The organism is Rhizobacter sp. Root404 (genome assembly GCF_001425865.1).
GTDB lineage: Bacteria > Pseudomonadota > Gammaproteobacteria > Burkholderiales > Burkholderiaceae_C > LMDS01.
The window spans coordinates 688344-703799 of the sequence record NZ_LMDS01000005.1 but is presented as its reverse complement, the minus strand read 5'-3'; the positions used below and the strand labels follow the sequence as shown (position 1 = coordinate 703799).

Here is a 15456-nt window from a genome sequence, read left to right as displayed (position 1 = left end):
TGGGCAACCCCGTGAACCGGGGGCCTTTCCCGGGGTGATTTACCCGCTGTCGACGGGGCAAGAACGCGACGTTGACTTACATTTACGCACAAAGTTCAGTCGACCCACGTGCCCGCCGTCCGCCCCCTCAAGTTGCCTTCGGCGCCCGCCACGTTGTGGGGTTCCCGTGCGTGGGCCGCGCGCTCGCTGTTGGTCCTGGTGGCGTGCTACCTGAGCGGACGCGCTGCGCTGTCGATGCCCTCCATTGACGGCCACCTCAGCCTCATCTGGCCGCCCGCGGGGATCGCGTTGGCGGCACTGCTGCGGTTCGGTACGGGCCTGTGGCCGGCGGTGGGCCTGGGCACGTTCGCAGTGGCGTGGTCCGCGGGGCACCCACCCTGGCTCGCGGCACTGATCGCGGCGAGCCACACGGCCGGCCCGGTGGTCGGTGCCTGGTTGCTGCAGCGCCGTGGCCTGCACCCCGCGCTCGATCGCCGTCGCGACCTGTGGCTGTTCGCGGCGATCGGCGTCGGCCTCGCGGCCGCCATCGGCGCGGTGGGCCACATCGCGGCGCTCGCACTCGGCGGTGCCCTCGACGGCCCGGAGATGCTGCGCGCCGGCGCGGCGGCCTGGGTGGGCAGCGCGATGGGAACGATGCTGGTCGGCATCCCGCTGCTGACGCTGTCACGGGCGGCCTGGCGGCAGGCGGTCGGCGATTGGCGCTGGCTGCAAAGCGCCCTGCTCATGGCCGCTGCCGCCGCAAGCGCGTTGCTGCTGACCTTCTTCACCGAGCCCGGCCAGGGCATGCAGTCGCCGCTGTTCTTCCTGCCGCACCTCGTGCTGTGCGCGCTGGTGGCGCGCAGCGGTCTGTTCGCGGCATCGACGGCGGCACTGGTACTGACGGCAGGCACCGTGATCGCCGCCGCCTCCGGCGTGGGTGCGTTCTACCGGCACGATGGCACCGACGAAATGTGGCTGCTGGTGGGGTATGCCTGCAGCCTGCTGGCCATCCCGATGGTCGCGACGGCGCTGGCCGGCGAGATCGCCGCGAACGAGCGCCGTTGGCAGATGGCGCTCGATGTCTCGGGGATCGGCATCGGCGAATGGGACGTGGTGGGTGGCCGCATGGAGCTCTCGTCGCGCTGGCTGGCCATGCTGGGCCATCGCATGCAGCCGTTCGGTCACAGCCTGGAAGCGTTCTGGACGCTGGTGCACCCGGACGATGCACGCGCGGTCCGCGAGGCGGTGGAGTCCCTGCGGCAACGCCGGGAACTCAGCTGCCGCGTCGAATGCCGCATGCAGTGCCGCAACGGCCGCTGGAAGCCGTTCGAACTGCACGCGCTGGTCTGCGAGCATGGTCCCGGCGGCGAACCGCTGCGCGTGATCACGACGGCGAGAGACATCAGCGACATGCAGTCCGCGCGCGAGTCGCAAGCCGTCTCGGACAGTGTGTTCCGGCATCTCCATGAAGGGCTGCTGATCACCGACGCGCAGCACCGCGTCGTCGATGCCAACCCCACCTACGTCGAGATCACCGGCTACAGCCGCGAGGAACTCCTCGGCACCGTGCCCGAACTGATCAACCACGCGTCGGCGAATGCCGAGCACCGCGCGCGCCTGGCCGCGATCTTTGTGGCGCTCACGGCCGAAGGCGCGTGGCGCGGCGAATTGCCGCACCACCGCCGCAACGGCGAACCGTGCCTGCTGCAGTTGGCGATCAGCACGGTGCGGCCGGCGGCCGGCGAACCGGTACGCAATCATGTCGTCACGGTGGTCGACATCACCCACACGCGCCGACAGCTCGAACAGCTGCAGCGCCAGGCCCACTTCGACGAGCTCACCCGGCTGCCGAACCGCGTGCGCCTCGCGCAGATGCTGCACGGGGCGATGCAGACCAGCCGGCGCGAAGGCTCGCTGCTGACGGTGTGCTATCTCGACCTGGACCACTTCAAGCCGGTCAACGACCGCTTCGGCCACGACGCCGGCGATCGGCTGCTGGTCGAACTGGCCAACCGCATGCGCCGCTCGCTGCGCTCGTGGGCCGGCGGCGACGACGTGGTCGCGCGCATCGGCGGCGACGAGTTCGTGCTGCTGCTGCGCACCGCCACGCTCGAAGAGAGCCGCCACGCCGTCGAGCGCGTCCTGAACCAGGTCTGCCAGCCCTACGGGCTGGGCGTGGGCGCCGGGCCGGTGCTGGTGACCGCGACGATCGGCGCCACGGTGTTCCCGCTCGACGGGGCCGACGCCGAGACGCTTCTGCGCCACGCCGACCACGCGATGTACGGCGCCAAGCAGGCCGGCCGCAACGGCTACCTGTTCTTCGACGCCGAGCATGACCGCCGCGCCGAGGCGCGCTTCGTCGCGCTCGGCCGGGTGCAGGAGGCGCTCGACGCCAACGAGTTCCGGCTGTTCTTCCAGCCCAAGGTCGACATGCGCAGCGCCAAGGTGCTCGGCGTCGAGGCGCTGCTGCGCTGGAAGCATCCGGAGCAAGGCGTGGTGTCGCCGGCGCAGTTCCTGCCGCTGATCGAGAACACCGGGTTGTCGATCAGCGTCGGCAACTGGGTGCTGCAGCAGGGCATCGACCAGCTCGCACGCTGGCTGCGGATGGGGCTGGACATCACCGTCAGCATCAACGTCTCGGCCCGGCACCTGCAGGAGCCGCTGTTCGCGCAGCATCTGGCGGGACTGCTGTCGCGGCATCAGGCACCGGTCGCGCACCGCCTGATCCTCGAGGTGCTCGAGACCGCCGCGGTGGCCGACGTCGACTACACCTGCGCGCTGATGGAGGAGTGCCGCGCGCTCGGGGTGCGGTTCGCGCTCGACGACTTCGGCACCGGCTACTCGACCTTCACCTACCTGAAGCGGCTGCCGATCGACATGCTCAAGATCGACCGCTCGTTCGTGCTCAACATGCTGGACGACCGGCAGGACCTGGCGATCGTGGAGGGCGTGATCGGCCTGTCGCACACCTTCGGCTGCTCGGTGGTCGCCGAAGGCGTGGAGACGCGCGCGCAGGCCGACCGGCTGATCGCGATCGGCTGCCCGACCGGCCAGGGCAACGGCATCGCCGCAGCGATGCCGGCCGACCAGGTGGCCGACTGGGTGCGCGACTACGACGGGATGCCGGAAGCGGTCGAACTCTTCGCACCGGCGTGAACCGGCTCGGCCATTGACGCGACGGTAGACTGTCGCGTGATCCCGCCCGCCTTCATCCAGGACCTGCTCTCGCGCGTCGACATCGTCGAGATCGTCGGCCGCCACGTGCAGCTGAGGAAGGGCGGCGCGAACCTGATGGGGCTGTGCCCCTTCCATGGCGAGAAGTCGCCGAGCTTCTCGGTCAGCCCGAGCAAGCAGTTCTATCACTGCTTCGGCTGCGGCGCGAGCGGCGACGCGATCAAGTTCCTGACCGAGTACAGTGGCATGAGCTTTCTCGACGCGGTGCGCGACCTGGCCCAGCAGGCCGGCCTGCAGGTGCCCGAGGAGAACGTCTCGGCGGCCGAGCGCGATCAGGCGGCGGCCCAGAAGCAGCGGCGCAGCACCCTCAGCGACGTGCTCGCCAAGGCCGCCGACGCGTACCGAAGGCACCTTCGCCAGAGCCCGCGCGCGATCGACTACCTGAAGGGCCGCGGCCTGAGCGGCGAGATCGCCGCGCAATTCGGCCTCGGCTACGCACCCGACGGCTGGCGCAGCCTGGCCAGCGTGTTCCCGAGCTATGACGATCCGCTGCTCGAGGAGAGCGGTCTCGTGATCGCCAAGCTGTCGGATGACGAGGCAACTGGGCCGAGCGCCGGGCCGCCCCAAGGTCCCGATTCCCCCGGGGGATCGGACGACGTACCCGCCGGCCGAGGGGCTCCATCCACGAAGCGATACGACCGCTTCCGCGACCGCATCATGTTCCCGATCCGCTCGGTCCAGGGCGACGTGATCGGCTTCGGCGGGCGCGTGCTCGATCGCGGCGAGCCCAAGTACCTGAACTCCCCGGAAACGCCAGTGTTCAGCAAGGGCCGCGAGCTGTACGGGCTGTTCGAGGGCCGCGTGGCGATCCGCCAGCGCGGCTACGCCCTGGTCGTCGAGGGCTACATGGACGTGGTCGCGCTGGCCCAGTCGGGCTTCGGCAACGCGGTGGCCACGCTCGGCACCGCGTGCACACCGGACCACCTGCACAAGCTGTTCCGCTTCACTGAGTCGGTGGTGTTCAGCTTCGACGGCGACAAGGCCGGGCGCCGCGCCGCCGGGCGCGCGCTCGAGGCCAGCCTGCCGCACGCGAGCGACACGCGCACGATCCGCTTCCTGTTCCTGCCACCGGAGCACGACCCCGATTCGTACGTGCGCGAGTTCGGCGCCGAGGCGTTCGAGGCGTGCATCGCGCAATCGGTGCCGCTGTCGCGCCAGCTGATCGAGGCGGCCGGCGAAGGCTGCGATCTGGCCACCGCCGAGGGCCGCGCCCACATGCTCGCGAACGCCAAGCCCTGGTGGAGCGCCCTGCCCGATGGCACGCTGAAGCGCCAGCTGCTCGCGGACATCGCCGCCGCCGCGCGCGACGACGTCGACCAGCTGGCGCGCCAATGGGGCCACGCGCCGGTGCGCCCTGCCGCCCACGCGGTGGCGCCGTCGCGACCGCCGGCGCGCCGTCCCGGCCGCGTCAGCAAGGGTGCGGCGAACCTGCTCGACCGGGCGATCTGGCTGCTGCTGCAACGCAGCGAGGTCTGGGCTCGGCTCGACGGTGGCGCCCATGACCTGCTGGCGGGCCAGCCGGCGCCCTACGACGCGCTGTTCGGCGCGATCGAACGTTGCGTCCACGAGCACGGGCCGCTCGCGCCGGCAGCCATGCTGGACGAGTTGCGGGCCCAGGCGCCGCCGGACGACCCCGGCGCGGCCGCGGTGCTGGCGCGGATCGCCGCGTTCCACGATCCGGAGCCAGAGGCCGACATCGGCCACGAGCTCTCGCTCGTCGTCACCAAGCTGCGCCTGAACGCGGTCGACGAGGAGCTGAAGTCGCTGTTCGATTCGGGGACGCAATCGCCCGATTCGCTGCGCCGCAGCCGCGAGCTGATGGATGAGCGCCGGCGCCTGAAAGCGTGATTGCCATTGGCAAATTGCGGGGCGTGGCGGTATAATCCTCGGTTGACGTTAGCGCGGCTAAGCGTGACAGCAGCACCTCCAGGCCCCGGCCACCCTTTGAACCAGGGTCCCCCAGCGGGTTTCAGGCCAAATTTTCCTGCAAGGACTGCACGCCAAATGATCACCCGAGCTTGCCCGCAGGGACCCGCCGATGCGACCGACGTCGCCGCGGCGTACCACGCCGTTGTCGGCCCGCCGGACTTGATTTGCGCGCGATCGTGCGCAAGTCGATGAATGGGCTGTCGCAACGTCGGCCTCACACCATCCAAGGATTTGCATGACCGCGAAGAAGACCGCCCCCGCCGCCCCTGCGCCCGAAACCAAGAAGGCTGCCGCCGCGAAGCCCGCTGTCGCGGCCACCAAGAGCGTCGCGAAGGCCACCAAGCCGGTCGCCAAGGCCGAGCCGGTCGCCAAGGGCAAGCCAGGGCGCAAACCCAAGGTGGACGAGAAGGCCAAGAAGGGCGAGGACAGCGACGTCGACCTGTCCGACCTCGAGTCCGACCTGGAAGGCGAGCCCGAAGTCGAGGCCGCCACCGACGAGACCAAGGTCAAGGCCAAGCCGCTGCGCATGAAGGTGTCGCGCGCCAAGGAGCGCGCGCTGATGCGCGAGTTCGGCCTGGAAGAAACGGCGCTGACCGAAGAAGAAGCCACCAAGCGCCGCCAGGAGCTGAAGACGCTCATCAAGATGGGCAAGACGCGCGGCTTCCTGACCCACCAGGAAATCAACGACCACCTGCCCGAGAAGCTGGTCGACAACGAGATCCTCGAGGCGATCGTGTCGATGCTCAACGACATGGGCATCGCGGTCTACGAGCAGGCGCCCGATGCCGCCACGCTGCTGATCGCCGGCGGCGGCACGACCACCGCCACCGAGGAAGAAGCCGAAGAAGCCGCCGAGGCGGCGCTGTCGACCGTCGACAGCGAGTTCGGCCGCACCACCGACCCGGTGCGCATGTACATGCGCGAGATGGGCACGGTCGAGCTGCTGACGCGTGAGGGCGAGATCGAGATCGCCAAGCGCATCGAGGGCGGGCTGCAGGCGATGATGTACGCGATCAGCGCGTCGCCGACCACGATCGCCGAGATCCTCAGCTACGCCGATCGCATCCGCGCCGGCGACATGAAGATCTCCGAAGCCGTCGACGGATTCGTCTCCGAAGACGAGGCGGACGACTACGTGGCCGAGGAAGACGTCGACTTCTTCGACGAGGAAGACGACGACGACGGTCAGGGCGGCAGCAAGGCGCTGACCAAGAAACTCGAGGAGCTGAAGACCGCGGCGCTGGTCAAGTTCGAGACGCTCGGCGTCAACTTCGACAAGATGCGCAAGGCGTTCGAGAAGGACGGCTACCAGTCGCCGGCCTACAACAAGGCCCAGCAGGCGATCAGCAGCGAGCTGATGACGATCCGCTTCACGGTCAAGACGATCGAGAAGCTGTGCGGCATCCTGCGTTCGCAGGTCGACGACGTGCGCCGCTACGAGCGCGAGCTGCGCAAGATCCTGGTCGACAAGTGCGGCATGCCGCAGGAATACTTCATCAAGCACTTCCCGCCGAATATCCTGAACCTGAAGTGGGCGGAGAAGGAAGTCGCGTCGGGCAAGCCGTACAGCGCGATCCTCGCGCGCAACCTGCCGCCGGTGCAGGAGCTGCAGAAGAAGCTGACCGACCAGCAGGCCCGCGCCGTGGTGCCGCTGGACGACCTCAAGCGCATCAACAAGCGCATGAACGAGGGCGAGAAGGCCAGCCGCGACGCGAAGAAGGAAATGATCGAGGCCAACCTGCGCCTGGTGATCTCGATCGCGAAGAAGTACACCAACCGCGGCCTGCAGTTCCTGGACCTGATCCAGGAAGGCAACATCGGCCTGATGAAGGCGGTCGACAAGTTCGAATACCGCCGGGGCTACAAGTTCTCGACCTACGCGACATGGTGGATCCGCCAGGCGATCACCCGCTCGATCGCCGACCAGGCGCGCACGATCCGCATCCCGGTCCACATGATCGAGACGATCAACAAGATGAACCGCCTGTCGCGCCAGCACCTGCAGGAATTCGGCTTCGAGCCGGACGCGCCGACACTGGCCGAGAAGATGGAAATCCCGGAAGACAAGATCCGCAAGATCATGAAGATCGCGAAGGAGCCGATCTCGATGGAGACCCCCATCGGCGACGACGACGATTCGCACCTGGGCGACTTCATCGAGGACACCAACAACACCGCGCCGATCGAGGCCGCGATGCAGGCCGGCCTGCGCGATGTGGTCAAGGACATCCTCGACTCGCTGACCCCGCGCGAGGCCAAGGTGCTGCGCATGCGCTTCGGCATCGAGATGTCGACCGATCACACGCTGGAAGAAGTCGGCAAGCAGTTCGACGTGACGCGCGAGCGCATCCGCCAGATCGAGGCCAAGGCGATCCGCAAGCTCAAGCACCCGAGCCGTTCGGACAAGCTGCGCACCTATCTCGACACGCTGTAAGTCAGACGTTCGACCGCAGGGGCCCCGTGGCAGCACGGGGCCTTTTTCGTTGGCGCCGCGGCCGCCGCCCTTAAACTCCGCGGATGGCCCGCCCCGCGCATTCCGCATGACCCAGATCGTCGAACGGTCCGTCCTGTTTGCCGACCTGCGCGGCAGCACCTCGATGTACGAGACGCTCGGCAATGCCGACGCCACCGCGGTCGTCACGCAGAGCGTGGCGCTGCTCGCGCAGATCGTCGGCCACCACGGCGGGCGCGTCGTCAAGACCCTCGGCGACGGCCTGATGGCGATGTTCGACGGGCCGGCGCAGGCGGTGGCGGCGGCCGTCGAGCTGCACGAATCGCTGGAGCGCATCGGCTCGCCCGCAGGCTCGGGTCGATCGGTGCCGCTGAAGCTGCAGGTCGGCCTGGCGCATGGCGAGGTGATCGAGATGTCCGGCGACGTCTTCGGCGACGCCGTCAACGTGGCGGCCCGCCTGCTCGATCACGCCGGCGACAACGAGACGCTGGTGACCGCGGTCGTGCTCGGCGCGTTGCCCGACCTGGAGCAGGCGCGCTTCCGCAGCCTGGACCGCATGCAGCTGCGCGGCCGGGTCGAGCCGGTGCACGTGTACCTGCTCGAAGGCTCGCGCCGCTTCGGCGACACCGCGACCACGGCCTACGGCGAGATGCTGGTGTTCTCGCCGGAGCCGGAGGGCATCCGCCTCGTCTGGCTCGATCAGAACCGGATCTACGCCGGGCCCAGCCTGCCGGTGATCCTGGGCCGCAGCCCGCAGGCGACCTACATCATCGACGACACCCGGGTGTCCCGCTCGCATGCCCGGATCGTCTGGCACGGCGGCACCTTCCAGCTCACCGACCTCTCCTACAACGGAACCTACGTGCGCTTCGATCACGACCCGGAAATCATCGGCCTGCGCCGCGGCAGTTGCACGCTCCACGGCAGCGGCACGATCGGTCTGGGCGCCCCGCCGTCCGACCCGGCCAGCCCGTGCGTGCGCTTCGAGATCCTGAAGTTCGCCGACACGCACCGCGGCCCGCCGTCCGAGTTCGGCGCCCGATGAGCTTCGCGCCCGAACCGGCCTACCGCCACGGCGACCCCTCGCGCACGGCCGTCCTGCTCTGCAACCTGGGCACGCCCGACGCGCCGACCCCGGCGGCGGTGCGCCGCTACCTCGCCGAATTCCTGAGCGACCGGCGCGTCGTCGAGATCCCGCGCCTGCTCTGGCTGATGATCTTGCACGGCGTGATTCTGCGCACGCGCCCCGCCAAGTCGGCCCGCAAGTACGCCAGCATCTGGACGCCGGAGGGCTCGCCGCTGAAGGTCTGGACCGAGAAGCAGGCCAAGCTGCTGCGCGGCTACCTCGGGCAGCGCGGCCACACCGTCACGGTGCATTACGCGATGCGTTACGGCAACCCGTCGATCGCCTCGGTGATGGACGAGCTGAAGGCCCAGGGGGCGACGCGCGTGCTCGTGCTGCCGCTCTATCCCCAGTATTCGGCGACGACGACCGCCAGCGTCGGCGACGCCGTCTACGCCTGGGCGCAGCAGGCGCGCCACGTGCCGGAACTGCGCTTCGTCAACCGCTACCACGACGATGCCGGCTACATCGCCGCGCTCGCCAAGCGGGTCGAGGACCACTGGATGTCGCACGGCCGACCCGACAAGCTGCTGCTCAGCTTCCACGGCGTGCCGCGGCGCACCCTCGCGCTCGGGGACCCGTACCACTGCGAGTGCCTGAAGACCGCGCGGCTTCTCGGCGAACGGCTCGCACTGCGCAAGGACGACATGGTCGTGACCTTCCAGAGCCGCCTGGGCCGCGCCGAGTGGCTGCAGCCGTACACGGAGCCCACGCTGATCGCGCTCGCCCAGCAGGGCGTCAAGCGGGTCGACGTGCTGTGCCCCGGCTTCACCTCCGACTGTCTGGAGACGCTCGAGGAGATCGACCAGGAAGGCCGCGCGGCCTTTCTGAAGGCAGGCGGCGCGGAATTCAACTACCTGCCCTGCCTGAACGACCAGCACGAGTGGATCGCGGCGCTGTCCGCCATCGCGATCCAGCACATGCAGGGCTGGCCGACGACCGTGGCCGACGACCCGGAAGCGCGCGAGAAGCAGCGCCAGCGGGCGCTGGCTGCGGGCGCGGCGGCCTGATCAGCCCTCGCCCGCCACCACCGGCCGGCGCTTGCGCAGCAGCTTCATCGCGCGCGGCAGCACCAGCACCGCCAGCACGACGATCAGCAGGCTCAGCGAACCGGGGCGCTCGACGAACACGCTCCACTTGCCCTCGCCGATCGACATCGCGTTGCGCATCTGCGCTTCGGCGAGCGGCCCGAGGATCATGCCGATCACGACCGGCGCGGCCGGGAAGTCGAAGCGCCGCATCACCAGCCCGAGCAGGCCGATCGCGTAAAGCAGCACCAGATCGAACGCCGACTGGCGCATGCCGTACACGCCGACCGTCGCGAAGATCAGGATGCCGGCGTACAGCTGCGCCTTCGGCACCTTCAGCAGCTTGACCCACATGCCCACCAGCGGCAGGTTCAGCACCAGCAGCATCACGTTGCCGATGTAGAGCGAGGCGATCAGCGCCCACACCAGCGCGGAGTTCTTGTCCAGCAGCTGCGGGCCCGGCTGGATGCCGTAGTTCTGGAATGCGCCGAGCAGGATCGCGGCGGTGTTCGAGGTCGGGATGCCGAGCGTCAGCAGCGGGATCAGCGTCGCGGTGATCGCGGCGTTGTTGGCCGCCTCGGGGCCGGCCACGCCTTCGATGGCACCGACGGTGCCGAACTCCTCCGGGTGCTTGGACAGCTTGCGTTCGGCCGCGTAGCTGAGGAAGGTGGGGATCTCGCTGCCGCCGGCCGGGATCGTGCCGAACGGGATGCCGATCGCGGTCGCGCGCAGCCAGGCGGGCCACGAGCGCTTCCATTCCTCGCGGGTCATGTGGACCTTCGACAGCTTGTTCTGCGTGTCGACGACCTTGCCCTCGTACAGCATCACGTACAGCGCCTCGGCGACCGCGAACAGGCCGACCGCGATCAGCACGACCTCGATGCCGTCCATCATCTCCGGCACGTTCAGCGTGTAGCGCGCCTGGCCGCTGATCTGGTCGAGGCCGATCAGCCCGATCGCCAGGCCGATGAACAGCGAGGTCATGCCGCGCAGCGTGCTCTTGCCGAGCACCGCGCTGACCGTCACGAACGCCAGCATCATCAGCATGAAGTACTCGGGCGGCCCGAGCAGCACCGCGTACTTGGCCACCACCGGCGCGGCGACCGTGACAACGATCGTGCCGATCGTGCCGGCGACGAACGAGCCGATCGCCGCGGTCGCGAGCGCGGCCCCGGCGCGGCCGTTCTTGGCCATCTTGTTGCCTTCCATGGCGGTGACCATGGAGCCGGCCTCGCCGGGCGTGTTGAGCAGGATCGAGGTCGTCGAGCCGCCGTACATCGCGCCGTAGTAGATGCCGGCGAAGAAGATCATCGAGCCGGTGGGCTCGACCTGCAGCGTGATCGGCAGCAGCATCGCGACCGCGGTGGCCGGGCCGATGCCGGGCAACACGCCGATCGCGGTGCCGATCGTGCAGCCGGCCAGCGCCCACAGCAGGTTGACCGGCGTGCCGGCGGTGATGAAGCCTTGGAGGAGTTGGTGCCAGATGTCCATCAGGGTTCCATCAGATCCAGCCGCTGCCGGTCAGGCCAGGCAGGTTGATCGCCAGCAGCTTGGTGAACATCCAGTACACCGGCGCCGCGATGCAGGCGCCGATCAGCGCGTCCTTCGCGAACGCCAGCGGCGACCAATCCGGCGCGCCCTGCGACGCCTTGTAACCGCGCACCGCGAGCACGAAGCACAGCGTGCAGCTCAGGATGAAGCCGATGCGCGTGATTAGCAGCGCATTGAGCAGCATGCCGGCCGTGACCCAGCCGAAGCCGGGCCAGTAGCCGCGCTCGTCGCCCGAAGGCTCCTCCATCTCGCGAAAGCCGCCGCTGACGGATTCCCAGATCAGCAGGCCGCCGCACAGCGCGAGCGCGACCGCGACGACCCAGGGCACGAAGTTCGGCCCGACGCCGCCGTAGCCGGCCTCGGAGCTGATCTGCGTGGCACCCACGGCCATCACCGCCGCGAGCACCAGCGTCCCGACGCCGATCAGCGTCTGCGGCAACCGGACGGTCATGCTTACACCATGCCCGACTTGTGCATGATCGCGCGCAGCGACGCGAACTCGTCGTCGACGAACTTGTCGAACGCCGGGCCGGTCAACAGCGCCGGGGTCCAGCCGTTGCGCTCCATCGCCTCGGCCCAGGACTTGTGCTTGGTCGCGGTCAGGATCATGTCGGTCAACGCCTTGCGCTGCTCCGGCGTGATGCCGGCGGCGCCGTACACGCCGCGCCAGTTGCCGATCACGACGTTGTAGCCCTGCTCCTTCATCGTCGGCACGTCGACGCCCTTCAGGCGCGTCTCGGAAGTCATCGCGATCGCGCGCATCTTGCCGGTGGTGATGTACTCGGAGAACTCCGACAGGCCGCTGCCACCGACCGTGACGTTGCCGCCCAGGATCGCGGCGGTCGCCTCACCGCCTCCACGGAACGCCACGTAGTTGATCTTGGCCGGGTCGACACCGACCTCGCGCGCCAGCATTGCCGCGGCGATGTGCTCGGTCGATCCGCGCGAACCACCGCCCCACTTGACGCTGCCCGGGTCCTTCTTGAGCTGCTCGACCACGTCCTTCATCGACTTGAGCGGCGAATTCGCCGGCAGCACGAAGACGTTGTACTCGCTGATCAGGCGCGCGATCGGCGTGGCCTGCGAGAGCTGCACCGGCGGCTTGCCGGTGATGATGCCGCCGAGCATGACGGCGCCCATCACCATCAGCGTGTTGCCGTCGCCCTTGGCGCTGTTGACGAACTGCGCCAGGCCGATGGTGCCGGCCGCGCCGCCCTTGTTGTCGAAGCTGACGGTGCTCGCGGCGCCGGAGTCCATCAGCGCCTTGCCGAGCGCGCGGCCGGTGGTGTCCCAGCCGCCGCCCGGGTTGGCGGGGATCAGCATCTTCAGGTTCGCTGCCGCCCACGCGGGCAGGGGCAACGCGCTCGCTGCGGCGAGCGCGGCGAGGGATTTGAGGAAAGTATCGCGACGCATCATGAGTCTCCAGTAGGCGTGAATGGCACCGATGGTCGATGCTCGCGAGCCAGCCTGTCAATCGGCTGTCGACCGGCCTAGGGGAAACACGAAGCCCGCGCCTGCTACCGTTGCCGCATGAAGCTGCTGCTGATCGAAGACAACCTGGCGATGCAGACCACGCTGCAGCGGACCTTCCAGCGCCGCGGCATGCAGGTGGTCTGCTGTGCCGACGGTGCGCGTGCGATCGACCGCTGGCAGGCCAGCGTGCCCGACGTGGTGCTGCTGGACCTGAGCCTGCCGGGGCTCGATGGCCTGCAGGTGCTCGAGCAGGCGCGCGCCGCCGGGCTGAAGACGCCGGTGCTGATCCTCACCGCGCGCGGCACGGTCGGCGACCGCATCCTCGGCCTGAACACCGGCGCCGACGACTACCTGCCCAAGCCGTTCGACCTCGACGAGCTGGAAGCGCGGGTGCGCGCCCTTGCCCGCCGCCACGCGAGCGCCGCCGACGCCGAAGCCGACGCGAGCCCCGAATACAGCGGCCTGCGCTGCGATGCCGACAGCGGCGCGATCTACTACCGCGGCGAGCCGCTCGAACTGGCACCGCGCGAAGCCGCGCTGCTGCGCGCGGTGCTGGCGAAGGCCGGCCAGGCGGTGAGCAAGGAGCGCCTGTCCGAACTGGTGTTCCCGGGCGAATCGCAGGTGCAGTCCGACGCGATCGAGGTCGTCGCCTACCGCCTGCGCAAGAAGCTCGCCCACACCGGCGCGCAACTCGTGACCCTGCGCGGCCTGGGCTACCTGCTGAAAGCGGCGGCGTGACCGCAGCGGGTCGCCTGTCGCTGCGCGGCCGGCTGCTGGTCGGCATCCTGGTGCCGGTGCTTGGCGTGGTGGCGATCAACACCGTCAGCCTGTACCGGCAGGCCCTGCGCTCGGCCGACACCGCCTACGACCGCACGCTGCTCGCGTCGGCCAAGACGATCGGCGAAGACCTGGAGGTGATCGGCGCGGGCGCCGACGCCCACCTCGGTGCGACGGTGCCGTACTCGGCGCTCGAGCCGTTCGAGGCCGACAACCGCAGCCGCATGTTCTACAAGGTCAGCGGGTTCCGCGGCGAGATGGTGTCCGGCTTCGCGGATCTGCCCGGCTGGAAAGGCCAGGTGCCGGCCAAGGGACCCTACGCCGCACTGGTCGACTTCTACGACGACGTCTACCAGCAGCAACCGGTGCGCGTCGCGGTGCTGCTGCAGCCGGTGGCCGGCGCCGAAGGCCGCGGGATGGCGACGATCCAGGTCGCCGAGACGCTGGAGCTGCGCCAGACGCTCGCGCGCCAGATCCTGATCGACACCCTGTGGCGCCAGGCCGCGCTGATCGCGCTGATCGCCGGCGTCGTCGTGCTCGTCGTGCACCGCGCGACCCGGCCGGTACGGGTGCTCAGCGAGCGCATCAACGCCCGTCACGCGAACGACCTGACGCCGATTGCGCTCGGCAACGCGCCGCGCGAGTTGCTGCCGCTGGTGGACGCGACCAACCAGGTGATGGCGCGGCTGGGCCACCTGCTCGAACACCAGAAGCGCTTCGTGCGCGACACCTCGCACCAGCTGCGCACGCCGCTGGCGGTGCTGAAGACGCAGGTGCAGTCCGCGCTGCGCGGCGATGTCGAGCCGGCGCAGGCGCTCACGGAAATCGACCACACCGTGAACCGCGCGACCGAGCTCGCCAACCAGATGCTCGCGCTCGCCAAGGTCGAGCAGCTGCGCCAGCAGGGTGACGCGCCCGTGACCGACTGGGCCGAGGTGGTGCGCGCGGTCGCGCTCGACCTGGCGCCGCTGATCGCCGAGCGGCACCTCGATTTCTCGCTCGAGACGGTGCCGGCGCCGGTGCGGGCGCACGAGTGGGCGCTGCGCGAGCTGGCCCGCAACCTGCTGCACAACGCCGTCAAGAACACGCCCGACGGCTCGCGCCTGGCGGTCTCGATCGTGCGCGACGCGCACCACGCGGCGCTGACGATCGCCGACAGCGGCCCCGGCATCTCCCGCGAGCAGCGCGAGCGCCTGTTCCAGCCGTTCGCGCCCGGGGCGCCGGGCCACGACCTGCGGCACGGGTCCGGTCTGGGGCTGGCGATCTGCCAGGAGATCGTCGTGTCGCTCGGCGGCGCCCTCGCCCTTGACAACCGCATGGTGCGCGCCCAAGTTCAGGGGCTCGACGCTACCGTGCGGCTCCCGCTCGCCGACAATCCGCCCCGATGAAAGAATCGCCACGAACCGACAAGGGCGCCGACAAGGTCCGGCTCGACAAATGGCTCTGGGCCGCCCGCTTCTTCAAGACCCGCAGCCTGAGCGCCGACGAGATCGGCCGCGGCCGGGTGCAAGTCAACGGCCAGGCGGCCAAGGCCTCGCGCGAGGTGCGGGTCGGTGACCTGATCGCGTTGAAGCAAGGCGCCGTCGCCCGCGTGGTGTGGGTGCGCGCCGCCACCGAACAGCGTGGCTCCGCGACGCTCGCCGCCGAGATGTTCGAGGAGACGCCGGAGAGCCTCGAGCAGCGCACCCGTCAGGCGCTGGAGCGCCGCCTGAATACCGAACCGTCGCTGGCCATCGAGCAGGGTCGCCCGACCAAGCGCGACCGGCGCCAGTTGGCCGACTGGAATCGCTGGAGTGCGTCGGTCGAGCCGGAATGAAGGCACCGGCCGAGCGATCGGCCTCAAAAAATCCTGCAATCCCCTCTTGAACCTGAGGGCAATCGCCCCATGTGGGCGACTACGGAAACCCTTG

The 15456-nt window shown here is 69.4% G+C and carries 11 protein-coding genes; 8 read left to right on the top strand and 3 right to left on the bottom strand.

Annotated elements, in window-relative coordinates:
- The first annotated feature begins 108 nt into the window (after positions 1–108).
- From ASC76_RS17390 to hemH, 5 genes are all read left to right on the top strand, one after another.
- Entirely contained in the window at positions 109–3135 is a 3027-nt protein-coding gene (locus ASC76_RS17390) for an EAL domain-containing protein (RefSeq protein ID WP_082549239.1), read from the top strand.
- A 36-nt stretch (positions 3136–3171) separates the two neighbouring features.
- The gene (locus ASC76_RS17385) at positions 3172–5061 is read left to right on the top strand and encodes a DNA primase (RefSeq protein ID WP_056469142.1); all 1890 of its coding nucleotides are present in this window, start codon (positions 3172–3174) and stop codon (positions 5059–5061) included.
- A 316-nt stretch (positions 5062–5377) separates the two neighbouring features.
- Entirely contained in the window at positions 5378–7576 is a 2199-nt protein-coding gene (gene rpoD / locus ASC76_RS17380) for an RNA polymerase sigma factor RpoD (RefSeq protein WP_056469139.1), read from the top strand.
- A 106-nt stretch (positions 7577–7682) separates the two neighbouring features.
- On the top strand, positions 7683–8639 hold the full coding sequence (locus tag ASC76_RS17375) for an adenylate/guanylate cyclase domain-containing protein (RefSeq protein ID WP_056469136.1): 957 nt from the start codon (positions 7683–7685) through the stop codon (positions 8637–8639).
- Positions 8636–9727, top strand: a complete 1092-nt coding sequence (hemH, locus tag ASC76_RS17370) for a ferrochelatase (RefSeq protein ID WP_056469133.1) — start codon at positions 8636–8638, stop codon at positions 9725–9727. The genes ASC76_RS17375 and hemH overlap by 4 nt, the downstream gene beginning before the upstream one ends.
- Here the strand turns inward: hemH and ASC76_RS17365 are convergent, their stop codons facing one another.
- The 3 genes from ASC76_RS17365 to ASC76_RS17355 are packed head-to-tail and all read right to left on the bottom strand — an operon-like array spanning position 9728 to position 12709.
- The gene (locus ASC76_RS17365) at positions 9728–11236 is read right to left on the bottom strand and encodes a tripartite tricarboxylate transporter permease (protein ID WP_056469130.1); all 1509 of its coding nucleotides are present in this window, start codon (positions 11234–11236) and stop codon (positions 9728–9730) included.
- A gap of 10 nt (positions 11237–11246) precedes the next feature.
- Positions 11247–11747 (bottom strand): tripartite tricarboxylate transporter TctB family protein, encoded by a 501-nt coding sequence (locus ASC76_RS17360; protein ID WP_056469127.1) that lies wholly within the window; start codon positions 11745–11747, stop codon positions 11247–11249.
- A gap of 2 nt (positions 11748–11749) precedes the next feature.
- Positions 11750–12709 carry a tripartite tricarboxylate transporter substrate binding protein gene (locus ASC76_RS17355; protein WP_056471029.1) on the bottom strand — a complete coding sequence of 320 codons (960 nt, stop codon included), beginning with the start codon at positions 12707–12709 and terminating at the stop codon, positions 11750–11752.
- Between the two features lie 117 nt (positions 12710–12826).
- On the opposite strand from ASC76_RS17355, the gene ASC76_RS25910 reads away from it, so the two are divergent.
- The 3 genes from ASC76_RS25910 to ASC76_RS17340 are packed head-to-tail and all read left to right on the top strand — an operon-like array spanning position 12827 to position 15362.
- Entirely contained in the window at positions 12827–13507 is a 681-nt protein-coding gene (locus ASC76_RS25910) for a response regulator transcription factor (protein WP_056469124.1), read from the top strand.
- Complete coding sequence (locus tag ASC76_RS25905; protein ID WP_235580497.1) at positions 13504–14934, top strand: sensor histidine kinase; 1431 nt, start codon at positions 13504–13506, stop codon at positions 14932–14934. Before ASC76_RS25910 ends, ASC76_RS25905 begins: the two co-directional genes overlap by 4 nt.
- Positions 14931–15362, top strand: coding sequence for an RNA-binding S4 domain-containing protein (locus ASC76_RS17340; protein WP_056469121.1), 432 nt, complete (start codon positions 14931–14933; stop codon positions 15360–15362). Before ASC76_RS25905 ends, ASC76_RS17340 begins: the two co-directional genes overlap by 4 nt.
- The last annotated feature ends 94 nt before the right edge of the window (positions 15363–15456 follow it).